The following is a 22,792-nucleotide window of genomic DNA, read 5'->3' as shown; positions in this document are numbered from 1 at the left end:
TGCGGGCGTCTTGGGTTAGCCTCGGAAAAACAGGGAGGAGCGATCATGACGGATCTGGCAGAGCGCCGCATTCAGCTGGTTAAGGACCATATGGCGCTGGAGGTGACCCATGATTGGGACGCCGTCATCGCCACTTTCGAGCATCCCCGCTACGAAATGTATGGCTCCGGCAATGTGTTTGACGGTGAGGCGGCCGTGCGCGGCTATTTCGATGCTTCGCGCACGCCTTTTCCCGATCAGGGCAACGAGATCATCGCCATCGCCCATGCTGGCGATACGGTGCTGGTCGAGTTCTGGCTGACGGGAACCCATCTGGGGCCGCTGCGCCTGAAAGACAGGGTGGTGGCGCCGACGGGCCGGCGCTTCAAGGTGCGCATGGCGGCGAGTTTCGAATTTCCGCCCGGCGGCGACAAGATCATCTGCGAGCGGCCCTATTTCGATCAGGGGGCCGTTCTGCGGGCGCTGGAGCTCGCCTGAGGCATTTAGTCGAGTGAGCGGCGCGCCTTGTCGAACATGTCGGTCAGGACCGCGCCGGGGCCGTTGGCCGCCTGATGATACCAGTCGGGCATAGCCTGCAGCACGCCGGCTGCATCTGCCCAGCGGCGCACATTGGCATCAGCGGTCAACTGGAATGCCTGGCGCATATAGTTTTCATCCGCGCTGTCAAAACCGTCCGCAAGGGTGATTGAGGAGAAGCTCATCATGCTTTTCTGCACGGCCAGCATCGTGTCGAGCGATGCGGAGGTCAGGGCGAGAGAGGCGCGCCAGGGCGCCAGCCACAAGTCAAACATCGGTTTCATATCCATCAGCTTCGCTCTTTTTCTACGCCGCTATTGTGCGCCGCACAACAAATCTCATGCCAAAAGCCCGGCTCCGCCCCGTTTTCGCCGCTGAGGAATGGTCTTAATTGGCGAATATGACCGCCGACGCGCCCTTCCCGTTTGAACCTTCGCCCGCCAGGGGGCGTGTTCTCGTCTTCGATTCCGGGGTCGGCGGGCTGACGGTTGCCGGGGAAATCCGGGCGCTGGGGCCCCGGCTTTCGGTGCATTACGCCGCCGATACCGGCTTTTTCCCATATGGGGACAAGTCTGACGACGCCTTGCGCGCCCGCCTGCCGGTGGTGGCCAAGGCGCTAGTTGAGAATGTGCGCCCGGATGTGTTCGTCATTGCCTGCAACACGGCGAGTACGCTGGCGCTGGCCGAAGTGCGCGCCGCGCTGGATATCCCTGTCGTGGGCACGGTGCCGGCCATCAAGCCGGCGGCCCGGTTGACCGAGACCGGAACCATCGGCCTCCTCGCCACCCCCGGCACCATAAGGCGCGCTTACACCGCCCGCCTGATTGAGGAGTTTGCGGGCGACAAGCGCGTCATCCTGCATGGCAGCCTGGAACTGGTCAAACTCGCCGAGGCCCATGCCCGCGGAGAGGACGTGCCGCCGGAGGCCTTTGCCGCCGCGCAGGCACCCCTGTTCGAAGCGCCGGGCGGCGATGAGATTGACACAGTGGTGCTTGCCTGCACGCATTTTCCGCTGGTGCGTGGACAGCTGATCGCGACAGCGCCCCGCGCCGTCAGCTATATCGACAGCGGCGCGGCCATCGCCCGCCAGACGATCCGTGTGCTGCCTGCCAGAAACGAGTCAGGCGGACAGGGAGGCACAGCCTGCCTCACAAGTCCGCCTGAAAGGGAAGAAGCCACCGTCCGCGTCCTGAGACGCTACGGTTTTCCCGAGGTTCAGTTCGTGGCCATAGAGCCGATCGAGATGACTTCGGCGCCTTCGGCCGAGCCATAGAGCGACGGCCAGGGGCTATCCTGGACAATCGCCAGCTCGGACTCGCCAAAGCCGTTGAAGCGCGTCGCCATCGAGCGGCCATAGGCGCCGATATTGCCGATCTCGACATAGTCGCCCTCGGTCAGCCCGGCCGGCAGCCAGACCTTGTAGGGAAGCATGTCAGCCGAATCGCAGGTCGGTCCGTAGACGGTGTATTCCACCATCCGGCCCAGCTTGCGCCCGTCACCCGAGATCGCGCGCATCGGGAACACCCAGTTCTCGTGCACGGCGTCATACAGCGCGCCATAGGAGCCTTCATTGATGTAGAGCGCATCGCCCTTAACCAGATCGACGCCCACCAGCAGGCTTTCGGCTTCAGCCACCAGCGCGCGGCCCGGCTCGCACCACAGGTCAGCGTTTTCCAGAACGAACATGTTCTCGAACGAACGCATCACCATGGCGACATAATCGTCCATCGCCGGCGGGTTCTTGTCGGCATAGATGGCCGGGAAGCCGCCGCCGACATCCACGATGTCCACGGTCACGCCGGCGTCGATGATGACGCGGCTGGCATCTGCCATCGCCTGTGCCCAGGCAGAAGGCTTCATCGCCTGGCTGCCCACATGGAACGACACGCCCAGCTCATCGGCATAGCGGCGGGCAACGCTGAGGATATCAGCAGCTTCCGCGGCGCCGGCGCCGAACTTGCCCGACAGCGGCAGGGCCGATCCTTCGTTCGACACGGCAATGCGCACAAGGATCGTCAGATCCTTTGCAAAGTCGGTCGCGTCGAGAATCTTCTGCAGCTCGGCCATCGAGTCGGTGACGAAGATGCGCACGCCATGATTGAAGTAGGCGCGGCGGATCGCCTGACGCGGTTTCACCGGGTGCAGGAAAGCGATGCGGGCGTCCGGGAAGCGGCCGCGAATCAGCTCGATTTCCTTTTCGGAAGCCGCGTCAAAGCTACGGATGCCGCCTTCCCACAGCGCGTCGAGGACGTGCGGGGCAGGGTTCACCTTCACGGCATAGAAAGCCTGGGCCGGGAATTTCTCCACGAACCAGCTCGCAGCGGCCGTCACGCGCTCCGGACGGAAGCAATAGGTCGGCAGCTCGGGCTTTTGCTCGCGCGCAATATGATACGGGGTCGCGTAAGTGTGCATGACACCTAACCTCCAAAGGGCTTCAAACCAGCTTTGGGCGTTAGTACAGGGGGCCCCCCTTATCGGGTTAGCCCAGATGTCCGCCACATCGAATTTCAGGGGTCGAAATAGTGTACAATGCCCGGGCATGCAAGAAGAAATTTTGCCCGTTACATAAGCTTGTCACAAAAGGGTAACGGTGCTGCGCCAGATAGCGCTTGCAAACATGGTAAAATGGCGCTCCGAAAGCCGCGATCTCTGCGGCATTGGCGCTGTTCCCGGAGGTCTCCCGATGTTCTTTCGCCGTATCAGCCTGCTGGGCGCCGGCCTGCTTGCCCTGGCCGCCTGCAGCCAGAGCGACCTCTCGCAGCTCGATACCGGTGAGCCGGGCACCAAGCCTGTCCCGGCGATCGCGCGCGATCAGAAGATCAAGATTGTCGGGTCTTCCACGGTGGCGCCTTTCTCCCGGCCGGTTGCGGAGCGGTTTGGTGTGGTCACGCGGTTCTCGACCCCGATTGTGGAATCCACCGGCACCGGCGGCGGCTTTAAGGCCTTCTGTGAAGGCGTAGGCCCGATCACCCCTTCGATTGCCAACGCCTCCCGCCCAATGACCGATTCCGAGCGCGAGCTTTGCCGGAGAGCGGGGGTCACAGACATTACCGAAGTGGCCTTTGGCTATGACGGTATCGTGCTGGCGAACGCCAAGGGCGGCCCGGATTTCAGCATGACAAAAACCCAGATGTTCCTTGCGCTCGCCAAGGACATTCCGGACGGCAAGGGCGGCTTCATCCCGAACCCCTACACCCGCTGGAGCGAAGTCTCGCCCGAACTGCCTAACGTTCCGATCCTGGTGTTTGGCCAGCCGCCCACGTCCGGCACGCGGGACGCTTTCAACGAGCTGGGCATGGAGAAGGGCGCCCTCGGCATCCCTGAGCTGGCCGCCCTGAAAGCTTCAGATTCCGACGCGTTCAAGCTGCGGTCCCACACCATCCGCACGGATGGCCGGTGGATCGATTTCGGCGAGCATGATTCGGCGATTGTGCAGTCTCTGATGAAGTCTCCAGAAGCGCTGGGCGTTTTGGGCTTTTCCTTTCTGGAGCAGAATGCAGACCGCATCAAAGGCACGGCTTTCAGCGGCATTGCGCCCACATTCGAGAACATCAATTCCGGGGAATACGGACTTGCCCGTCTGATGTTCTTCTATGTGAAGGAACAGAACTTGCCGCTGGTCGATGGACTGGCAGAGTTCGTGGAATTTTCGGTCGATGACGGCGCCGCCGGGCCGGACGGTTATCTTCTGGAGCAGGGGCTCGTGCCGCTGCATGAAGACGAACTGCTTGAGCAGCAGCAGATCGCAGCCCGGCTTGTTGCCAAAAGCCGCGGCTACTGATCGGCCTGAGCTACGCGCCTAGAAGCCCGGCCCTGCCGGCTGCCTGCGGCGCCGGATACGGATTTTCTGCCAGAAGCGTTTACGCTCGGGCGCGGGCAGGGGCTGCAGGTTCTCGATGAACGCCTCGGCGCAGGCCCGCCAGCTATAGGTCTCCGCATAGGCCCGGCAGGTCTCGCGGCTGAGGCGCAGGCAATCAATGGCCCCTTGGCGCAGATTGCCGCCCACCGGCGTGATCGTGCCCGCGCCCGAACCAGGGATCACATCGCGCGGCCCCGTGGCATCATAGGCGGCCACCGGCGTCCCCGCGGCCATCGCTTCGAGCACCACCAGCCCGAACGTATCGGTCAGGCTGGGGAACACGAACACGTCCGCGCTGGCATAATGGGCGGCCAGGTCATCGCCGAACTTGGCGCCCAGGAACACGACATCCTTGTATTTCTTCTTCAGCTCTTCCAGCTGCGGCCCATCGCCGACGATCACCTTGGTGCCGGGCAGGTCCAGCTCGGCAAAGGATTCGATGTTCTTTTCCACCGCGACGCGGCCGACATTCAGGAAGATGGGCCGCTTCAGGCCCGCAAACGGGTCGCCCGGCGCGCCTTCCTCGATGCGTTTGGCCGGATTGAACAGTTCGGTATCCACCCCCCGGCTCCAGGAGACGAGGTTGATGAAGCGCTGCTGGCGCAGCTCGTCCAGCAGAGACGGTGTCGCCACCATCACCTTGCCCGAATATTTGTGGAACCAGCGCACGAAGGAATAGCCCCAGCTGACCGGCACCGGCAGGCGCGCCGAGACATATTCGGGAAAGCGCGTGTGATAGGCGGTGGAGAAAGGGTGTTTCTCTGTCAAGCAGACCGCGCGCCCGGCCATGCCAAGCGTACCCTCGGTGGCGATATGCACCGCGTCGGGTTCAAACTCGTCAAACCGCTCGCGGATCTTGCGGCGGGCAAACAGCGCCAGCTTGATTTCCGGATAGGTCGGCAGCGGCATGGTCATGAAACCATCCCCCGGATGCACGATCTCCCAGACATGGCCCATGGCCTCTGTCTCGGCGATAACGCGCTTCATCGTGCGTACGACGCCATTGACCTGAGGGTCCCAGGCATCGGTGACGAGCATGATGCGCATGCCGGCTCCATGGTTGTGGGCCCCCCGCGGGCCTTTCGCGGGCGCAATCTGACGGGCTTGGCGCGGGGCGTAAAGGGGGACACTGCGGCGCAGGGGTGTTTTGGGACACTCCCCCGATGGGGGTATTCTTGTCTGAAGGCTCAGGTATAAGCGGCAGAATATTGCCCCGACCTCGCCAGACGGACCCACACTATGCCCGATACCCTGCCTCAGACCGCGCTCGACTGGGATGCGCTCGACGCCCTGAAATTCGCTGATGAGGAGGCCCTTCTCGAGGGCCTGCTGAAGGAAGGAGTACTGTCGCAGCCGATCCGCGAAGGCGCGGTCCGCCGGGGCAGGGAGCTGGTCATGATCGCCCGCGCCAAGGGCCGCCGCAAAGGCATGATGGAAAGCTTCCTGGAAGAGTTCGGCCTGTCAAACTCCGAAGGCCTTGCCCTGATGTGCCTCGCCGAAGCGCTGCTGCGCGTGCCGGATGCCGAGACGAAAGACGATCTCATCGCCGAAAAGATCCGCTCGGGCGATTGGGGTGCCCATAAGGGCCAGTCCGACAGCTGGCTGGTCAACGCTTCCACCTGGGGCCTGATGCTGACAGGCCGTGTCATCGGGGCGCCGGAAAATGCCCAGAAGGGCGCGGGCAATTTCGTCTCCGGCCTCGTGCGCCAGAGCGGCGAGCCTGTCATCCGCGCTGCCATGATGCAGGCCATGCGCATCATGGGGGAACAGTTTGTCCTGGGGCGGACGGTCTCCGAAGCGCTCAAACGTGGCCGCCGCATGGTGAAATCGGGCGATGCCGCCCATTTCAGCTTCGACATGCTGGGCGAAGGCGCCCGCACCACCGAAGACGCCAACCGCTATTACAAGGCCTATCACGACGCCATCGCCGCCGTGGCAGCGGATAAAGATCCGGCGCTGCCGCCTGAGAAGGCCAATGGCGTCTCGGTCAAGCTCTCCGCCCTCCATCCGCGCTATCTCGCCGTCAAAGAAGCGCGCGTGATGGCGGAGATGTATCCGCGTGTGCTCTCCCTCTGTCAGGCCGCTGCCAAGGCAAATATCGGTCTCTGCCTGGATGCTGAGGAAGCCCACCGCCTGGTCATCAGCCTAAAGATCTTCGAGCGTCTGGCGCGCGAGCCCTCGCTGAAAGACTGGACTGGCCTCGGCCTCGCCGTGCAGGCCTACCAGAAACGCGCCCGCGCCGTGATTGAGCGTCTCGCTGCCCTGGCAAGGCAAACCAATCGCCGTTTCATGGTCCGCCTCGTCAAGGGTGCTTATTGGGACAGCGAGATCAAGAACGCCCAGGTCGAGGGCTATTCGAACTTCCCGGTCTTCACCACAAAGCAGGGTACGGATGTTCACTACCTCGCCTGCGCCAAGGCCATGCTGGAAGCCTCTCCCGCGATCTACCCGGCCTTTGCCACCCACAACGCCCACAGCCTGGCCGCCGTTGATCTGCTCGCCCAGGCGGCCGGCGTTACCAATTTCGAATTCCAGCGCCTCCACGGGATGGGCGAGCCCCTCTATGAAGCCGCGGACGCCGGAAACCGTGTGCGGGTCTATGCGCCGGTCGGCGCGCATGAAGACCTCTTGCCCTATCTTGTCCGCCGCCTGCTTGAGAACGGCGCCAACACAAGTTTCGTTCATTCCTTCCTCGATCCCGATGTGCCTGCAGAACATGTCGTCGCGGATCCCATTGCAAAGGTGGAGATCGGCCCCCGCCGCCATCCGCGCATCCCGACGCCGCCGCGCCTCTATGGCGCCGGCCGCCGCAACTCTGCCGGTCATGATCTCAGCCAGTTAGGTGTGCGTGGTCAGTTTGCGGCCGCTGTGAAAGTGCTGGATGACGGCCCGGCCTATGCAGCAGGCCCCATCGTGTCCGGAAAACCTGAAACCGGCGGCGGAGACCTCGTCCGTATGCCCGCAGAAACCGGCCGGGCGCTGGGCGCGGTGAAAGAGGCAGACACTGACGCCATCCATCGCGCGCTGGACGCGGCCACCGCCTTCCAGCCTGAATGGGACCATCTCGGCGGCCCCAAGCGCGCCGAATATCTCCACGCCATGGCAGATGTGATGGAGGCCAATGCCGCCCAGCTCATCGCCCTGATGGCGCGAGAAGCTGGCAAGACGCTGCCTGATGGCATCGCCGAAGTGCGTGAGGCGGTCGATTTCTGCCGCTACTATGCTCAGCAGGCAGAGCATGATTTTGCCGGGCCCGTGCGTCTTCCGGGGCCAACGGGTGAGACCAACCATCTCTCCCTGCATGGGCGCGGCGTCTTCTGCTGCATCAGCCCCTGGAACTTCCCACTGGCCATCTTCACCGGCCAGCTCGCCGCCGCCCTCGCCGCCGGTAACACCGTTGTCGCCAAGCCTGCCGAACAGACGGCGCTGACGGCGTTCGAGGCTGTCCGCCTCTTCCACAAGGCAGGCCTGCCGGCCGATGCGCTGCATCTTCTGCCGGGCAGGGGCGAAACCGTCGGCGCCGCCCTCACGGCAGACCTGCGCGTCTCCGGCGTCTGCTTCACCGGCGGCACCTCCACCGCGCGTCTCATCAACCGCACCCTGGCAGGCCGCGATGCCCCGATCATTCCACTGATCGCCGAAACCGGCGGCCTCAACGGCCTCTTCGTCGACACCACCGCCCTGCGCGAACAGGTGATCGACGACATGATCATCTCCGCCTTCGGCTCGGCGGGGCAGCGCTGCTCGGCCCTGCGCATCGCCTTCCTGCCGAACGCGACCGCAGACCATCTGATCGAAGGCCTGATCGGCGCGATGAATGAACTCGCCCTCGGCGATCCGGCGCTGCCGGAAACCGATACTGGCCCTGTCATTGATGCGGATGCCCGCAAGGCACTTGGGGCGCATCTGGAGCGCATGCGCCGCGAGGCAAAAATCCTCCACCAGCTGGACGCTGGAAGGATCGGCGCAGAAGGCTATGGCTTCGGTCCGGCCCTGGTGGAGCTTTCCTCGCTCGACCAGATCAGCGAGGAAACCTTCGGCCCCGTGCTGCATATCCTGCGCTATGATCCGGATAATGTCGCCGCCGTCGCCGCGGGCCTGAAAGCCAAGGGCTATGGCCTCACCCTCGGCATCCATTCGCGCCTCGAAAGCTTCCATAACGCGGTCAAAACGGCTTGCCCCGTCGGCAACACCTATGTGAACCGCTCGATGATCGGCGCCGTTGTCGGGGTCCAGCCCTTCGGCGGGGAGGGGCTCTCCGGCACCGGCCCGAAGGCGGGCGGCCCCCATTATCTCCATCGTTTCGCCACAGAGCGCGTGGTAAGTGTCAACATCACCGCTCAGGGCGGAGACCCCGAACTGCTCAGCCTGTAAGGAATATCCGATGAAACCTCTTTTCCTCACCGCATCGATCGCTGCGCTGGTGCTGGCCGCCTGCGCTCCGGCAAATGAGGCGCCCGCCGGGGATGCCGCTTCGGGAGAAGAGGCCGGGGCAGAAGAAACCGTCTCGCCTGAAAGCGCGCCGCTGCCGGTAGACCTCGGCAGCCCGGTTTTCGAGGAAACGGCGGATGATTACACCATCCGCGCCGTGGTCGATTCCCGCATTGCAGCGTTCCAGCCGGCGCTCGCGGAAGATCTGATGACTTCCGCCAAGTCCCGGCTCGAGGCCTTCAAGGCCGATGCCATCGCTGATGGCACAGCTGCGCGTGAGCGTTCTGCCGCCACAGGCGAGGAAAACTGGTTCCGCCCCTATTCGATGGAAATCCGCTTCACCCCGTCTGCCCAGGCCGGCGATGTGATCGGCATTGAGCAGTTCAGTATGGTCGACACCGGCGGGGCCCACCCCAACTACATTCTCACCGGCCTCGTGCATGAGCGCGGCGATGAATACCCCATTTCGCTGGAGGCGGTCGTCACCGATATGTCCGGCTATGGCGCCAGCCTGAAGAAGCATCTGATCGAAGCCAAATCAGAGCGCGCCTATGATGACACCCATCGGCAGAATGTGCCCGCTGAAGTCGAGGAAATCCTCGGCAGCGACGCTGAGGCGGCCAGCAAGTTCGGGCAGAACTTCACCCTTGCCCCCTCCACCGAGGCTGGCAAGTTCGGTGGCATCACCGTGCTCTTCTCGCCCTATGATGCCGGCCCGTATGCGGAAGGGTCCTATGAGATCACTGTTCCGGCGGCTGAGCTTTCCGGCAAGCTGACACCCGCCTGGGAAGGCCGGTTCGGCGGCGAGCCCGACCTGCCGGCCGAAAACCCTCAGTAACAGGCGCTGCCTAGCAGCGGCGGAACTGGAAGGTCTGGGCCCGGTCACCATTCATGCGCGAGATCGTCGCCGTCATCCGGCGGCCATCACGCGTATAGGTGATCAGCTGCGGAAAATCGTGGGAGGGATTGGCGAAGGTGATCGTGTTCCGGCCGCGGCTTGCCTCAGTGAAGGCCGAAGGCCCGAAGCCACCCGGATAGGCATTGAACGTTGCCGGCGCGCCTAGCTCGATCCGCGTCTGCTCGAAATAGGTCGCCACCTCCCCATTGAGGTTCAGCGCATAGCCGAACAGATAGCCATGCTCGGGCTTGGTCCACACTTCCTTGTAGCTGCGGTCGTCATTGCGCCAGCAGCCGCTCATCCAGTCGAGATCGTCGGCATGGGCCGCTGAAGGGGCGCTGGCACAGGCCGTCAGGCCAAGGGCGAGGGCTACAAAGGCGCGTTTCATATGTCCACCAATCTCCGGTCCGTCCGGGCCTGTCTGCTTTGCGTGCGAGCGGATCATCCGCAAGTTCCCCTTAAAGGATACCACCCCGGCGCCGGGTGTGAAGCCATGAGTGCAGCTTCTCGGGGGCGGGCAGGGGCCCTGGTCAGTCCTGCGCCACCATGAAATGCGCCGTGATGGCCGAAACCGGGTCTGCCCGGTTCTCCTGCCAGGCCTCGGCCCGGACTGATGCCATTCGCCGCCCCATCTTCATCACGAAGGCGCGCGCATAGAGATCCTTGGCATGGCCCTGGCGCAGATAGTCGATGGTGATGTTGATCGGCCTCGGCGGGCGCGGCATATCGGAAACGAGGAAAACCTGCAGCATTGCCGTCAGCTCCAGGAAAGACGCAATCGCCCCGCCATGCAGCGCGCGGATGGTGACGTTCCCGATCAGCTTTTCCTGGAAGGGCAGGATCGCCGTCATCTCGTCGCCCATCACCTCGCAGCGCATACCCAGCGTCTGCGCAAACGGCACGCGCTTCAGGATGGCGTCCACTTCATCCGCCCGCGGATTTGTCAGGTTCGGGTTCATGGCAGCGTCTTTCCTTGCGGGCTCTGAGAGCCAAAGCGCGGCTTGTTGATGGCAAAGGTGCCCGCCGATGTCGCGATCAGCCGGTCGCGCGTCTCGTGATAGGCCCAGGCGCGGGTAAAGCACACGCTTTTGGTCACCCGGTAGCATTCGGCCTCGCCGATGATGTCGAGGCCCTTTTCAGCCGGGCGCATATAGTCGATCCGCAGATCGATCGTCGCCACAAAGCGCAGCTTCGTCATTGCCGCCGTGCAGGCCATGCCGGAAAGATTGTCGAGGAAGGTGGTGATCACCCCGCCATGGATCACGCCCGTCTCCGGGTCGCCCACCAAATTCTCCGCCCAGGGCTGCAGGCCCCAGACATGCCCACGCTCCACCTTCGTCACCTGGAACCCCACCTCATTGCCCCAGGGCACGGCCGAGTTCATCAGGTCGACATGTTCGCGCATCACGGCGGCGATACGGTCGGGATCGTTTTTGTCATCATTCATAAGAGGCTTACCCCGCGTCCGGATTTGACGCTTTATCCAAGCCGGATAACATCGCACCAATTCCAAAGAAACGGCAAACGTGACCCGCCCCGGCGGAAGAGGAGACGCCCCAAATGGCATTTGACGCAGCGGCAAAGCCCAAAACATGTATCATCGGCGCTGGATGCTCCGGCTTCACCATGGCCAAGCGCCTGAAAGATGCCGGCCTGCCGTATGACTGTTTCGAGAAGTCCGACAATATCGGCGGCAACTGGTATTATAATAACCCCAACGGGGTTTCCTCCTGCTACCAGTCCCTGCACATCGACACCTCCAAATGGCGCCTTGCCTTTGAGGATTACCCGGTGCCTGCCGACTGGCCGGACTTCCCCCACCATGCCCAGCTGCTGCAGTATTTCCATGACTATGTGGACCATTTCGGCCTGCGTGAGACCATCACCTTCAACACCTCTGTCACCGATGTCGCCGACCTCCCCGGCGGGCGTTACCGCGTCACCCTCTCCACCGGCGAAACCCGCGACTATGATGCCGTCTGCGTCGCCAATGGCCATCATTGGGATGCCCGCACGCCCACCTATCCGGGCAATTTCACCGGCTACCAGGTCCACTCCCACCACTACCGCGACCCGTTCGACCCCTATGATTTCCGCGGCAAGCGCGTGATGATCGTCGGCGCCGGCAATTCGGCCATGGATATCTCCTCCGAGCTCTCCCAGCGCCCGATTGCCGGGAAACTCTTCATCTCCATGCGCCGCGGCGTCTGGGTGATGCCGAAATACATGGATGGCCGCCCCGCCGATAAGGCCGTGCTGCCGCCCTGGATGCCGCCCAGCCTCGGCCGCTCGCTGGCCAAGAAGAAGATCAAGAAAACCATCGGCAATATGGAAGACTACGGCCTGCCCAAGCCCGACCATGAGCCGCTGGAAGGCCACCCCTCCGTCTCCGGAGAATTCCTCACCCGCGTCGGCTGCGGCGACATTCTTCCCAAGCCCGGTATCGACCGGTTCGACGGCAACACCGTCCACTTCACTGATGGCACCACCGAGGAAATTGACGCCATCGTCTGGGCCACCGGCTACAACACGACCTTCCCCTTCTTCAAGCAGGATGAGCTGACCCCGAAGGACAACGTCTTCTCCCTCTACAAGCGCATGGTGAAGCCCGGCCGCGAGACGCTGTTCTTCCTCGGCCTCGCCCAGCCGCTGCCCACTTTGGTTAACTTTGCAGAACAACAGTCAAAGTTGGTGGCCGCCGCGCTGCAGGGGCGCTACGCTTTTCCTTCGCATGAGGAGATGGACCGCGTGACGATTGCCGATGAACAGGCCCATCTGGGCCATTTCTACGACAGCCCGCGCCACCGGATGCAGGTGGATTTCAATCTCTATGTCCGCGACCTGCTGAAAGAGATCGAGCGCGGGGCAAAACGGGCAAAGGTCGGCGCGTGAGGGCAGGGGCGTCCGGTCTGGCTCTGGCGGCGCTTATGCTTGCCGCCGCCTGCGCCTCCGCGCCCGCGCCCATCGATCAGCGCCCTTCCCGGGCCATTCTGCGGATGCCGCCGGTGGATTTCGGCCCGCCCGGAGACCTGCGCAATCCGCCCCAGGGCCCGTTTCAGCCAAACGCCTATCTGCGCGCCTGTCCCGGCATGCGTGTGTCCAATGCGCCGCTGATGGATGGCGAGCGCTGGTTGACCGAGTTCAAGCCCATCATCGTCGTCTATGGCGTGATCCTGGCGTCGGCGCCGGTCAATGATGTCTGTCTTTCCTCCGGCTATGGCCAGCGGGATGGGCGCCCGCATGCCGGCATTGATCTGACAAACCGCCCGCCCGGCATCGTCTATTCCGGCGCGCCCGGCCGGGTGATCGAGGCGAGGAATTCCTCCGGCTACGGCCTGAATGTCGTGCTCGATCACGGCCACGGCGTCTACACGCGCTACGCCCATCTCGATTACTTCGCCCCCGGCATCACGCCCGGCGTCTCCATCGGCTTTGGCCAGCCCGTTGGCCAGATGGGCGCCACTGGCAATGCCCAGGCCGCCCACCTGCATTACGAAATCCTCACCGGCAATATCGACAATCCCAGCGGCTCCTTCGGCCTCACCTCGCATGATCCCTTCTCCTTCCCCCCCTATGAAGGGGCGTTGCAGGCCGGATACTGATCTGCAACTCTCCCCGGCGGTGATCGGGGCAGGGGGCCGCCATGACAGGAAAATACACGCCATCGCTGATCGCGCGCGCTTATGCCGATCCGCTGTCCTGGCTCAATCTCGCCGTTGATCTTCTGCCCATCTGGGCCATCTTCCAGTTCGGCTGGGGCGCTACACCGCTGGTGGCGCTTTACTGGCTGGAAAATCTCGTCATTGGCCTCTTCGCCGCCGCCCGTATGCTGGGGGCTGGCCTCACCCAGCTCAGCAAGCGGATAATGAGCGGGGCGGCTGTCTTCTTTCTCGTGCCCTTCTTCTGCATCCATTATGGTGCCTTCTGCTGGGGCCATGGCGTCTTCATCGCAAATTTTTCGAACCAGGATATCGGCCTGCCCTCGCCCCAGGGCCTACTCGTCTGGGCGCTCGGCACGGGCCCCCACATGCTCTGGTTCCTCGGCGCCATCCTCGCGGCAAACCTCGCCGTCTTCTTGATCGATTTCATCGGCCGTGGAGAAATTACCCGCGCCAGGCTCGACGCCGAAATGACCGCCCCCTATGGCCGCATCGTCACCCTGCACGTCGCCATTATCCTGGGCGCCATGTTCGCCTTCGGCACGGAAGAGCCCCTGATGGGCGTCCTCCTCCTCATTCTCATCCGCGTCGCCTTCGGCGTTATCCTCGCCATCCGCCGCCGGATGAAACGGGATCGTCAGCTGGCGGAGGGCGTAGAATCCTTGTGACGCTTAATTTGCTGGCACCAAGTGCCGGTTGCTTGGCGGTTGCACTAAACATCTGCTAAATCGCAACGCGCAGTCAATTTATGGTTGACGCTTGCTTTTTATCATTTTTTATCCTGCTCGCGATTGGTCTTTAAGGGCGGCTTCAAGGACTTGGCTGCGCTCGCTGATGGCCAAATGCATCTAGGGGAAGGGTGGATTATGGAACTGATGAACTTATTCTGGTCCGGTCTAGAGGCCATGTCTCAGCGGTACAGCGCCATCACAATGCTTATTGGCATTATCTTGGCTGTGTTGACAGCGATTGGCTTCGTTTTCTTGGGCCAGTTTTCGAAAAGCTTTCGGCTATTTCGAAATGTCTACGCTGGCACGGAAAGATCCAGAACTTGGCTCGTCTTTCAAACGCTGTTCAGCATCGCGGTCAAGATGAAGGTCCTCGATAAAAACGAACGTCTCACTTTCTTTAAGCGCGCGAGAATGCGCTTAGAGCACGAAATTTTCAATCCGAGACCGGTCCGCAGCTGGCCCCCGCTGGATGAAGACGGAAACACAGTGCGTATCAAATCATTCACGCGGCAGGCACGCCTCGAGGAAAAGAAAGAATACAATGAGCGCCTTGCTGAATGGCGCAAAAACATGTCGTTGATTTATACGCCAGGTAAACAAATCATAGAAGTCGATGATGCGGGTGACGTCACCGGCCTTATGGAGACCATATCCAGATATTTCATTGTTGTAAGAACTGTTGATGGTGAAAATCAGCAGAAAGGCTTGGACGAGCTAAAATTCATTTGTCCAATTGAGATCAAGCAGGGCTTTGTAAGCCCACAGCACCTGCTTTCAGGCCTGCTCGTGAAATTTAACGAAAAGTGGCAAAAGATTCTGAATAAATTTAATTCCGATACGGAGGACTTTGCCAGGCTTGGTCTTCCTAACGCCAATGCGTTCGCAAGAGATTTTCGTCAGTTGCAGATGTTCATCTACAATTGTTGGCTCATGTGGGGCCCCAGTATTCCCATCTGTTCAAGCAACTGTGGTCTCTCCAAGGGCGCCTATATTTCGCTTCAATACGGCTATGGAGATGAAAACAATTCTCTCGAGATTGTTGGTGAAAGGACTTTTCTCTCTAGCAAGCTCAACAAGTTAGCTCGGGGCTCTGAGGGGGTCATGGCAATCAATGCGCGTGTTGAAGGAAGGTTGCAGCTCAGCAAGCTCTCGGATTCGAAGTTCATGGGGAACCAGTTGCCTGAGTTTATCCGGCAGTCTTGGACCGGGCTTCAAGATGAAAGGCCTGTTTTGCATTTGACGGAAACTCAGCCTACAGATCTGTTGCAATCGCCCATTGTGGGTGTGGAGAATCCAGTTGGTGATTTGCGGGCAGCGCGCGCTGATACGGTGTCCAGTTATTTCTCTTCGTATCTTTGGGTAATTTTTGTCTTGCTCAAAGAAGAACGAGGGTCGTGGTACCCAGTCAGCTCTATCCAGTGCTCTCCATTGAAACAAAAGTCAGCAAGCCCGTGGAAGGATTTTCTTCCATTTTTCGAACATGGAAATATCGCCGACGCTGAAACCTGCAATTTTTGCAAAGATCAGCTCGCGCACAAAGCCGTGCTGGGCATTATACACCTTGTGGAGAAATCCATGCAGGGTGAGGATGCAACGTTTCCGCTTAGATTTGCGTATGCATGTGCATCCGATGACCCCGGATGTTTTAATGGGCTGGAGTTTCCCAGATTCAGCGGTGGCCAATTGATATTGGAACGGATGAAAGAATTTTTGTCGAAAGAAGCCGAGAGCAATCCAATTGCGAAGCGGCTTGTTGAAGATCAGGTTATTGTTTTTGATAGCTATTCCGGCGGACATCACATGCATCCTCATTCGTCCTGCTTTCTGCCAGAGCATATCAAAAAGCACTATGACACCTTCGGCCAAAGCGAAGCCCCCTGTTAGGTTTGAGAGGCGGCGAGCGAGGCAGTTGCACCTTTGGCAAATCTGCAGAATGAATTGGGGTAAGCCGGGGTGCCTACACGTTGGGTTGCCTCACGTGCCAATTCCCCCAATTGACGCCCGCGCCCCGCTCCCCCATCCCTCTCCCTCCGCCACAGGGAGCGCGCCATGAACCCCATCCTGATCCTTGACTATGCTGGCATCGCCGTCTTCGCCGCCACCGGCGCGCTGGCCGCTTCGCGCAAGCAGCTCGACATCATCGGCTTCCTGTTCTTCGCCGCCTTTACCGGGGTAGGGGGCGGCACGGTGCGTGATCTCATCCTCGATGTCCCCGTCTTCTGGGTGGTCAATCACGACTATCTGATGATCTGCCTCGTCACCGCCGTGCTGGTCTATTTCACCGCCCACCTCTTCGAGTCCCGTTTCAAGCTCCTCCTCTGGCTCGATGCCATTGGCCTTGGCGCTTATTGCGTGTTCGGCGCATGGAAGGCGCTGGAGGCAACCGGATCTCCCGTCATCGCCGTGGTGATGGGCGTCATCACCGCCAGCTTCGGCGGCATCCTGCGCGACCAGCTTGCCGGCGAGCCCTGCATCCTCCTGCGCCCGGAAATCTACATCACCGCGGCGCTGGCCGGCGCGGCCACCTATACCGGGCTGCACCTGGCCGGGCTTTCCGTCATGGTCGCCGCCATCCCCGCCGCGCTTGTCGCCTTCGCCATCCGGGGCGGGGCCATGAAGTTCGGCTGGTCCATCCCCGGCTATAAAAGCCGCCCAGGCCGCCCATCGGACGAAATCCTATAGGCAATACGTAATTCTCCGGACTTGCGCCTTTCGGGCGCAATGTGTCCCATCCTGCGCTGGGAGGGGTTCATGGATTGTCCCGCTCGGGCCGCGATATGGCCTGTGTCGGGCGCGGGCAGGGCGGAGATTGACCAGTGCCGGACGCATGGCTGCTCTACGAGATCGCAAAGTTGACGCGAGATGACGCCGGGTGCAGTGTCAGCCCACATCACTCGGGAAGACCCTCCATGGCCGATACCACACTCCCCGCCCCCCTCTCCGGCAAGCGGGCCAGCACCAAGGCTGCCAACCGCCGCGCCATCCTGCAGGCCGGCCGCCAGGTCTTCGCCCGCATCGGGTTTGAGGCCACCACGGTGCGCGACATTATCCGCGAAACCCAGCTCGCCTCGGGCACTTTCTACAATTATTTCAAGTCGAAAGAGGAGGTCTTCCAGGCCATCGCCGAAGATTCCACCCAGCGTTTCCGCGACCGGCTGGCCGATGTCCGCGCCCGCGCCGAAAGCCTCGAAGACTATATGGAACACGCCTACCGCGCCTATTTCGGCTTCATCGCGCGGGAGAATGAAGAGGCCATCGACAATGGCGCCCCCCATATCGCCCTGATCGGCGTGCGTGTCGATACGCCCGAAATGCAGGCCGTGGCCCAGGAAATCCGGGCAGACCTGGAGCACATCCTTGAAAAACAGGGCATCAAGCCGACTGTCGACACCGAATATCTCACCGCCGCTGCCATCGGCATCGCCCGCGAGATGGGCGACTATATGCTGAAGCGCCGGCCCATCGATGTCGAAGGCGCCACGCATTTTGCCTGCACGCTGCTGCTTTCAGGCATGAAAACGCTCGACGCGCAGAGATAAGTCTCCCGCCGCCGGGGAACCCCTTGGCGGCGGGCGAAAATGCCGTCACCTTCTTGCCCCAGAGAGACAAGAGGGAGGAAGTTCCATGAGCCTTCAGCGCGTGATCGCCAAGGCGATCGCCAGCCTGCCCGGCGGCATGATCGTCAATATGGCCGGCGGCAAGCCCGTGACCGTCGAAGGCCGCACGCTGGAGCCACAGCTCCAGCTCGTCGCCTGGAACGGCCGCAACGCCCCGCCCATGTCCACCCTCCCGGCAGAGCTGGTCCAGCAGGCGGTGAAAGCCCAGCTTGCCCTCTTCCAGGACAAGCTGCCCGGCGGCGTCGGCGTTGAGGAGTTCACCATTCCGGGGCCGGACGCAAACGAGATCCCCGTGCGCCTCTATACGCCCGCCTCGCAGGATCCGCGTCACCCCCTGATCGTCTATTTCCATATGGGCGGCGGCGTCATCGGAGACATGGATACCTGCCACGCCTTCTGCGGCATGCTCGCCCAGGGCGCCCAGGCGCCTGTCCTCTCGGTCGATTATCGTCTGGCCCCTCCGCATATCTATCCGGCAGGCCTCAACGATTGCTTTGCCGCCTACAAATGGGGCGTGGCGAATGCGGAGAAATACGGCGCCCCCGCGGGCAAGGCGGCCGTCGGCGGCGACAGCATGGGCGGTAACTTCTCCGCTATCATCAGCCAGCGGATGAAACGGGAGGGCGGCCCGATCCCCGCGCTCCAGCTGCTCATCTATCCGGCCATCGACATCTCGAAGCACTATCCCTCCAAGACCGCCTTCGGAAACACCTTCTCCCTCAGCCAGGACACGATGGACTGGTTCATGAAACAATATCTGCCCGAAGGGTTTGACTATACCGACCTCAACGTCTCGCCCGGTCAGGAGCAGGATCTCACCGGCCTGCCGCCTGCCGTCGTCATCACCGCCGGGCATGATCCGCTGGTGGATGAGGGGGATGAATATGCCGAGCGCCTGAAGGCCGCCGGCGTGAAAGTGAAACACAAGCGCTACGACACGCTCGCTCACGCCTTTACCGCCTTCACCTTCCTCTCGCCAGGCTCGCGCGCGGCCTGCGCCGAAATCGCCCGGATGGTTCATGATATGTATGCGGCCAAAAAATAATGAGATCTCTTGTTGTCAGTGAACTGGCCCCCGACTTCGCTGGTACGGGCCTGAAAGAAGTGCCTCTGCCTCAGCCCAAATCGGGCGAGGTGCGCGTGGCCATAAAGGCCGCCAGCCTCAACTTCCCAGACCTTCTGATGACGGAAGGAAAATACCAGCTGAAGCCGGAGCTTCCCTTCACCCTCGGCATGGAGCTTGCCGGCGTGGTCGACGCTGTGGGGGAGGGGGTAGCGGAGTTTCAGCCCGGCGATGAAGTCGCCGGGGGCAGCCGCATCGGCGCCTTCGCAGACTACATCGCCATGCCCGCCGCCGGCCTGCGCAAAAAGCCCGCCGCGCTTACTTTCGCTGAAGCCTCAGCCTACGGCGCGGCCTATCTAACTGCCTATGTCTCTCTCGCCATACGCGGCAATCTCCAGCCGGGCGAAACCCTGCTTGTCCACGGCGCCAGCGGCGGCGTCGGCATGTCGGCAGTTGAGGTCGGCAAATTGCTCGGCGCCACCGTCATTGCCACCTCGGCCTCGGATGAAAAGCTGAAAGTCGTGAAGGCGCGCGGCGCCGATCACGTCATCAATGTCACGCACGGCTTCCGCGAAGAGGTCAAGGCGCTCACCGGCGGGCGCGGGGCAGATGTGATCTACGATCCGGTCGGCGGCGATGTGTTCGATGAAAGCGTGCGCTGCATCGCTTTTGATGGCCGCCTGCTCGTCATCGGCTTCACCTCGGGCCGCATCCCCACCGTCAGTGTGAACATGCCGCTGATCAAGGGCTTCTCCGTCGTCGGCGTCCGCGCCGGTGAATATGGCCGTCAGTTCCCGGAAAAAGGCCGCCAGAATCTCGAAGCCATCTGGAAATGGGCCGAGGAAGGCAAGGTAAAGCCCTGCATTCACGCCGAAGTCCCCCTGGCAGACTGGCGCCGCGCCTTCGACATGATGCGCAGCCGGCAAGTTGTCGGCAAGGTCGTTCTGGTGCCTTGATGCACCTGCCCGATCCAACAAAAATCCGGCCAAACCTGCCGGCTTATTCTCCGGCGTCCATTGCCAGGATGATCTGGGCATAGCCCGTGGCCAGCCGGCCCATATTCTCCACCGCCAGGCGTTCGTTCGTGCCGTGAAATCCGGTCAGATCGTCGGGAGACATGATCGCCGGGGCAAAGCGATAGACATTCGGCGTGATGGCGCTGGCATAGCGCGCATCCGTCGCCCCCAGCACCAGGCCCGGCGCCGCGGGCGCGCCGCCAGACGTTGCCTCGGCCACGCTGGCCAGAACCGCATAGGCAAGATTGTCCGTAGGCGAAACCGGCGAAGCGCCCTCACCGCGGATGCCCTGTTGACCAACCTTGATTTCGATGCCCTCGATCCCGGCGGTCACCGTGCGGACATGTTCGATAATGTCCTCTTCGGTATTGTTGGGGTGTATACGGAAGTTCACCATCGCGCTGGCGCGCTGGGCCAGAACATTTTCCTTCGCCGATCCCGCCAGCATCGTTGGGGCCGTGGTCGTACGGATCATCGCATTGCCCGCCGCAATCCCACTCATCTGCTGATCGATCATGCCCTCAAAGAGCCAGAGATTGGCAAACGCCATCTTCTGCATGAAGGGCATGTCATTGGCCGCAGAGCGGAAAAGGTCAGACACCGGAGGTTTGCTGAAATCCGCTTTCATCTGATTGTCGTCCAGCGCCACCACCGCGCGGGCAAGGCGCACGGCTGCCGAATCACGCGGCGGCGTGGAAGAATGCCCACCCTCGCCGGTGGCGATGATTTCCAGCGTCAGATATCCCTTCTCGGCAATCCCGATGAACCCCATCGGCTTGCCTGTCAGCGGGGAGGGGTCAACGATCATGAAGCCTTCATCCAGCGCCATTTCCGGCTCGACGCCGCGCGATTTGAGCAGGGCAATGCCCGCCTCCGCGCCTGATCCGGAAACTTCCTCGTCATGGCCGAACATCAAATACACGGTGCGGCGTGGCTCGAAGCCTGATGCGGCCAGCGCCTCGGCCGCTTCCATCAGCGCGACCAGCGAGCCTTTGTCGTCAATCGTTCCGCGCCCATAGATGTAGCCGTCCACGATATCGCCATCGAAAGGCGCGCCCGTCCAATCGCCCTCGGTGCCGATATTTACCGGCACCACATCCTGGTGCGCCATCAGAAGAATTGGCTTCAACGTGGGGTCAGATCCGGCCCAGGTGTAGAGCAGCGTCAGCGTGCCGGGCACCAGTTCCTTTTGCATTGCAGCATGCGCGGCTGGGTAGGTCTCATCCAGCCATTGATGAAGCTGGATCCACGGTTCCTCCTGACCCGGACGAGGATCGCCGGGGGCCACTGTGATGGTGCGGAAGCGGATCGCGGCTGAAAGATTTTGTGCGCCGCGTTCAGAGGAAATGGCCGGTGCTTGCGGAAGCTCAACCCGCCCGCCAACCGGCTCGGCGCCATAGCTTGCCGTGCGGAACAGGACGACGGCAACGATGATGCCGATGATGGCTCCGAGGCCGATCACTATGTTGCGGATCATGGCGCCGCATCCTCCCTCTGCTTTTGGCGCTGCAGTTTGCGTGGCATCGCCGCCACGTCAAGCGACCGGACAGTTAAAAATTGACTTGGCCGTCACCTTCGCCCAAGGCACTGTGCGCGGCATGTCCCAATCACAGTCAAAGCGTTTGTCGTTTCCGCGCGTACTGGCGTTCGCGTCCCTCAGTATACCCATCGCCGGTGTCGGGTTGCCTCTGGGCGTATATCTCGCCCCGCTCTACGCCAATGAAGCGCCCCATGGCGTTGGCCTCGGCCTGGAGCTGACGGGTCTCCTGTTCATGCTCCTGCGCTTCTGGGACATCGTGACCGATCCGGTCATGGGCTACATGGTCGACCGCTACCGCACGCCGCTCGGCCGGGTGCGCCACTGGATCATCCTGTGCGTTCCGATCCTCGGCATCTCCACCTTCTTCGTCTACATGCCGCCTGTCGGGGCCGGTCCGGGCTATTTCATCGGCTGGATGCTGGTCTTCTATGTCGGCTTCACGCTGCTGCAGACGTCGCGCTCCTCCTGGGTGCCGGCAATCGCGAGTGACTATGACGACCGCTCGCGCCTCTTCCTCTGGCCGGAGATCATCTCGGTCTTCTCGATGCTCATTCTGCTCGCCGTTCCGCTGATCCTCTCCACCCTCGGCGTGGAGGCAGACCGGTTTGGCCAGGTGGCCGTGATGGGCTGGATGATGATCCTCACCTTGCCGGTTGCCGCCGCGCTCTCCTGCTTCTTCGTGCCGGATCCGCGCCTGCGGGGGGAGTCAAAGTCTGTCGAGAAGTTTGAAATCCGCCCACTGATCGAAGCCCTGCGCGGGCCGATGTTCAGCCGCCTGGTGACCATGGAGTTGCTCGTTTCCACGGCCATCTCGGTGACGGCGGCAAACTTCCTCTTCGTGGCCGAATATGCCTTTGGCGCAAACGACGCGCAGACCAGCATGACGCTGATGCTGTTCTTCGTCATGGCGATCCTCGCCTTGCCCTTCTGGCTCTGGCTGGCGAAGAGGACGGAGAAGCGCAACGCCTTCTTCATTGCCACCACCTTTTCCGGCGTTGCCTTCATCGCCTTCATTCCGCTGGCGCCCTTCGGCAACTTCACCACCTTCCTGATTGCGTCTCTGATTGCGGGCATTCCGTTCAGCGCGCCGATCTTCCTGTCGCGCGCCATGACGGCAGATGTGGTTGAGTGGCAGGCCGCCCAGACCGGCGAGAACCGGGCGGGAAATTTCTACGCCCTGCTGACCAGCTTCAACAAAGTTGGCTCCAGTCTTGCCTTCGGCGTGGGGTATTTCCTGGTTGGCCGGATTGCGGGCTTCCGTCCAGGGCAGGAGAATTCGGACGGGGCAACCTTTGGCCTCGTCTTGGTGTTCGGTTTCCTTCCCGGGCTTCTCTATCTGCTGGCCGGCCAGCTGGCGCGCCGGTATCCGCTCACCCGCGCCGTGCAGGAAGAAACCGCCCGCAAGCTGGAGGGCCGTGTCGAGATTGCCTCGGGCCCGGCAGAAGGCACCGCGGGCAGCTAA

Annotated in this window: 21 protein-coding genes; 14 read left to right on the top strand and 7 right to left on the bottom strand. The window is 62.0% G+C overall.

Annotation, left to right across the window (positions count from 1 at the left end; translation table 11 throughout):
* Positions 1-45: 45 nt before the first annotated feature.
* Complete coding sequence (locus BBF93_RS15190; RefSeq protein ID WP_035600232.1) at positions 46-477, top strand: ester cyclase; 432 nt, start codon at positions 46-48, stop codon at positions 475-477.
* Positions 478-482: 5 nt separating this feature from the next.
* Here BBF93_RS15190 and BBF93_RS15185 read toward each other — a convergent pair whose 3' ends face one another.
* Entirely contained in the window at positions 483-806 is a 324-nt protein-coding gene (locus tag BBF93_RS15185; RefSeq protein WP_035600230.1) for a hypothetical protein, read from the bottom strand.
* A gap of 110 nt (positions 807-916) precedes the next feature.
* Between BBF93_RS15185 and murI the strand changes: the two genes are divergently transcribed.
* On the top strand, positions 917-1,789 hold the full coding sequence (gene murI / locus BBF93_RS15180; protein WP_114106487.1) for a glutamate racemase: 873 nt from the start codon (positions 917-919) through the stop codon (positions 1,787-1,789).
* Here murI and BBF93_RS15175 read toward each other — a convergent pair.
* Positions 1,732-2,928, bottom strand: coding sequence for a type III PLP-dependent enzyme (locus BBF93_RS15175; protein WP_035600227.1), 1,197 nt, complete (start codon positions 2,926-2,928; stop codon positions 1,732-1,734). The two genes, murI and BBF93_RS15175, sit on opposite strands and share 58 nt — an antisense overlap.
* A 271-nt stretch (positions 2,929-3,199) precedes the next feature.
* Here BBF93_RS15175 and BBF93_RS15170 point away from each other — a divergent pair, with 271 nt between their 5' ends.
* On the top strand, positions 3,200-4,297 hold the full coding sequence (locus BBF93_RS15170) for a substrate-binding domain-containing protein (RefSeq protein WP_035600315.1): 1,098 nt from the start codon (positions 3,200-3,202) through the stop codon (positions 4,295-4,297).
* Positions 4,298-4,315: 18 nt separating this feature from the next.
* Here the strand turns inward: BBF93_RS15170 and BBF93_RS15165 are convergent, their stop codons facing one another.
* Positions 4,316-5,422, bottom strand: coding sequence for a glycosyltransferase family 1 protein (locus BBF93_RS15165; RefSeq protein ID WP_035600225.1), 1,107 nt, complete (start codon positions 5,420-5,422; stop codon positions 4,316-4,318).
* Between the two features lie 192 nt (positions 5,423-5,614).
* Between BBF93_RS15165 and putA the strand changes: the two genes are divergently transcribed.
* A complete protein-coding gene (gene putA, locus BBF93_RS15160; RefSeq protein WP_114106486.1) occupies positions 5,615-8,749 on the top strand; it encodes a bifunctional proline dehydrogenase/L-glutamate gamma-semialdehyde dehydrogenase PutA in 3,135 nt (1,044 codons plus the stop codon).
* A 10-nt stretch (positions 8,750-8,759) separates the two neighbouring features.
* Entirely contained in the window at positions 8,760-9,644 is an 885-nt protein-coding gene (locus tag BBF93_RS15155; protein ID WP_114106485.1) for an RsiV family protein, read from the top strand.
* A 10-nt stretch (positions 9,645-9,654) separates the two neighbouring features.
* Here the strand turns inward: BBF93_RS15155 and BBF93_RS15150 are convergent, their stop codons facing one another.
* The 3 genes from BBF93_RS15150 to BBF93_RS15140 all read right to left on the bottom strand — a co-directional run bounded on the left by BBF93_RS15150 (position 9,655) and on the right by BBF93_RS15140 (position 11,151).
* A complete protein-coding gene (locus tag BBF93_RS15150) occupies positions 9,655-10,149 on the bottom strand; it encodes a DUF6265 family protein (protein WP_114106484.1) in 495 nt (164 codons plus the stop codon).
* A gap of 85 nt (positions 10,150-10,234) precedes the next feature.
* The gene (locus BBF93_RS15145; protein ID WP_114106483.1) at positions 10,235-10,663 is read right to left on the bottom strand and encodes a PaaI family thioesterase; all 429 of its coding nucleotides are present in this window, start codon (positions 10,661-10,663) and stop codon (positions 10,235-10,237) included.
* A complete protein-coding gene (locus tag BBF93_RS15140; RefSeq protein ID WP_051612650.1) occupies positions 10,660-11,151 on the bottom strand; it encodes a PaaI family thioesterase in 492 nt (163 codons plus the stop codon). Before BBF93_RS15140 ends, BBF93_RS15145 begins: the two co-directional genes overlap by 4 nt.
* A gap of 113 nt (positions 11,152-11,264) precedes the next feature.
* On the opposite strand from BBF93_RS15140, the gene BBF93_RS15135 reads away from it, so the two are divergent.
* The 8 genes from BBF93_RS15135 (at position 11,265) to BBF93_RS15100 (ending at position 19,730) form a co-directional block, all read left to right on the top strand.
* The gene (locus BBF93_RS15135; protein WP_114106482.1) at positions 11,265-12,596 is read left to right on the top strand and encodes an NAD(P)/FAD-dependent oxidoreductase; all 1,332 of its coding nucleotides are present in this window, start codon (positions 11,265-11,267) and stop codon (positions 12,594-12,596) included.
* 35 nt (positions 12,597-12,631) lie between these two features.
* Positions 12,632-13,306, top strand: a complete 675-nt coding sequence (locus BBF93_RS15130) for a M23 family metallopeptidase (RefSeq protein WP_114106481.1) — start codon at positions 12,632-12,634, stop codon at positions 13,304-13,306.
* Between the two features lie 41 nt (positions 13,307-13,347).
* Positions 13,348-14,031 (top strand): DUF6498-containing protein, encoded by a 684-nt coding sequence (locus BBF93_RS15125; protein ID WP_114106480.1) that lies wholly within the window; start codon positions 13,348-13,350, stop codon positions 14,029-14,031.
* Between the two features lie 198 nt (positions 14,032-14,229).
* Entirely contained in the window at positions 14,230-15,978 is a 1,749-nt protein-coding gene (locus BBF93_RS15120; protein WP_114106479.1) for a hypothetical protein, read from the top strand.
* Between the two features lie 165 nt (positions 15,979-16,143).
* A complete protein-coding gene (locus tag BBF93_RS15115; protein ID WP_114106478.1) occupies positions 16,144-16,776 on the top strand; it encodes a trimeric intracellular cation channel family protein in 633 nt (210 codons plus the stop codon).
* A gap of 227 nt (positions 16,777-17,003) precedes the next feature.
* The gene (locus BBF93_RS15110; RefSeq protein ID WP_035598407.1) at positions 17,004-17,633 is read left to right on the top strand and encodes a TetR/AcrR family transcriptional regulator; all 630 of its coding nucleotides are present in this window, start codon (positions 17,004-17,006) and stop codon (positions 17,631-17,633) included.
* Positions 17,634-17,718: 85 nt separating this feature from the next.
* Positions 17,719-18,756: an alpha/beta hydrolase gene (locus BBF93_RS15105; RefSeq protein WP_035598405.1), complete on the top strand. Its 1,038-nt coding sequence runs from the start codon at positions 17,719-17,721 to the stop codon at positions 18,754-18,756.
* Positions 18,756-19,730 (top strand): NADPH:quinone oxidoreductase family protein, encoded by a 975-nt coding sequence (locus BBF93_RS15100; RefSeq protein ID WP_114106477.1) that lies wholly within the window; start codon positions 18,756-18,758, stop codon positions 19,728-19,730. The genes BBF93_RS15105 and BBF93_RS15100 overlap by 1 nt, the downstream gene beginning before the upstream one ends.
* Positions 19,731-19,773: 43 nt before the next feature.
* Here BBF93_RS15100 and BBF93_RS15095 read toward each other — a convergent pair whose 3' ends face one another.
* A complete protein-coding gene (locus BBF93_RS15095; RefSeq protein ID WP_114106476.1) occupies positions 19,774-21,267 on the bottom strand; it encodes a M20 family peptidase in 1,494 nt (497 codons plus the stop codon).
* A gap of 121 nt (positions 21,268-21,388) precedes the next feature.
* On the opposite strand from BBF93_RS15095, the gene BBF93_RS15090 reads away from it, so the two are divergent.
* Positions 21,389-22,792: an MFS transporter gene (locus BBF93_RS15090; RefSeq protein ID WP_162786591.1), complete on the top strand. Its 1,404-nt coding sequence runs from the start codon at positions 21,389-21,391 to the stop codon at positions 22,790-22,792.

Source organism: Hyphomonas sp. CACIAM 19H1 (assembly GCF_003325995.1).
Taxonomy (GTDB): domain Bacteria; phylum Pseudomonadota; class Alphaproteobacteria; order Caulobacterales; family Hyphomonadaceae; genus Hyphomonas; species Hyphomonas polymorpha.
Note: the sequence above shows the minus strand (reverse complement) of the source record. Positions and strands in the feature narration are given on the sequence as shown.

Bases quoted from the DNA above. Each gene is read 5' to 3' on its own strand.
- murI (WP_114106487.1), top strand. From the start codon at position 917: ATGACCGCCGACGCGCCCTTCCCGTTTGAACCTTCGCCCGCCAGGGGG.
- BBF93_RS15155 (WP_114106485.1), top strand. From the start codon at position 8,760: ATGAAACCTCTTTTCCTCACCGCATCGATCGCTGCGCTGGTGCTGGCC.
- BBF93_RS15105 (WP_035598405.1), top strand. From the start codon at position 17,719: ATGAGCCTTCAGCGCGTGATCGCCAAGGCGATCGCCAGCCTGCCCGGC.
- BBF93_RS15125 (WP_114106480.1), top strand. From the start codon at position 13,348: ATGACAGGAAAATACACGCCATCGCTGATCGCGCGCGCTTATGCCGAT.
- BBF93_RS15120 (WP_114106479.1), top strand. From the start codon at position 14,230: ATGGAACTGATGAACTTATTCTGGTCCGGTCTAGAGGCCATGTCTCAG.
- BBF93_RS15185 (WP_035600230.1), bottom strand. From the start codon at position 806: ATGGATATGAAACCGATGTTTGACTTGTGGCTGGCGCCCTGGCGCGCC.
- BBF93_RS15130 (WP_114106481.1), top strand. From the start codon at position 12,632: ATGCTTGCCGCCGCCTGCGCCTCCGCGCCCGCGCCCATCGATCAGCGC.
- BBF93_RS15165 (WP_035600225.1), bottom strand. From the start codon at position 5,422: ATGCGCATCATGCTCGTCACCGATGCCTGGGACCCTCAGGTCAATGGC.
- BBF93_RS15100 (WP_114106477.1), top strand. From the start codon at position 18,756: ATGAGATCTCTTGTTGTCAGTGAACTGGCCCCCGACTTCGCTGGTACG.
- BBF93_RS15150 (WP_114106484.1), bottom strand. From the start codon at position 10,149: ATGATCCGCTCGCACGCAAAGCAGACAGGCCCGGACGGACCGGAGATT.
- putA (WP_114106486.1), top strand. From the start codon at position 5,615: ATGCCCGATACCCTGCCTCAGACCGCGCTCGACTGGGATGCGCTCGAC.
- BBF93_RS15090 (WP_162786591.1), top strand. From the start codon at position 21,389: ATGTCCCAATCACAGTCAAAGCGTTTGTCGTTTCCGCGCGTACTGGCG.
- BBF93_RS15145 (WP_114106483.1), bottom strand. From the start codon at position 10,663: ATGAACCCGAACCTGACAAATCCGCGGGCGGATGAAGTGGACGCCATC.
- BBF93_RS15110 (WP_035598407.1), top strand. From the start codon at position 17,004: ATGGCCGATACCACACTCCCCGCCCCCCTCTCCGGCAAGCGGGCCAGC.
- BBF93_RS15190 (WP_035600232.1), top strand. From the start codon at position 46: ATGACGGATCTGGCAGAGCGCCGCATTCAGCTGGTTAAGGACCATATG.
- BBF93_RS15115 (WP_114106478.1), top strand. From the start codon at position 16,144: ATGAACCCCATCCTGATCCTTGACTATGCTGGCATCGCCGTCTTCGCC.
- BBF93_RS15140 (WP_051612650.1), bottom strand. From the start codon at position 11,151: ATGAATGATGACAAAAACGATCCCGACCGTATCGCCGCCGTGATGCGC.
- BBF93_RS15135 (WP_114106482.1), top strand. From the start codon at position 11,265: ATGGCATTTGACGCAGCGGCAAAGCCCAAAACATGTATCATCGGCGCT.
- BBF93_RS15170 (WP_035600315.1), top strand. From the start codon at position 3,200: ATGTTCTTTCGCCGTATCAGCCTGCTGGGCGCCGGCCTGCTTGCCCTG.
- BBF93_RS15095 (WP_114106476.1), bottom strand. From the start codon at position 21,267: ATGATCCGCAACATAGTGATCGGCCTCGGAGCCATCATCGGCATCATC.
- BBF93_RS15175 (WP_035600227.1), bottom strand. From the start codon at position 2,928: ATGCACACTTACGCGACCCCGTATCATATTGCGCGCGAGCAAAAGCCC.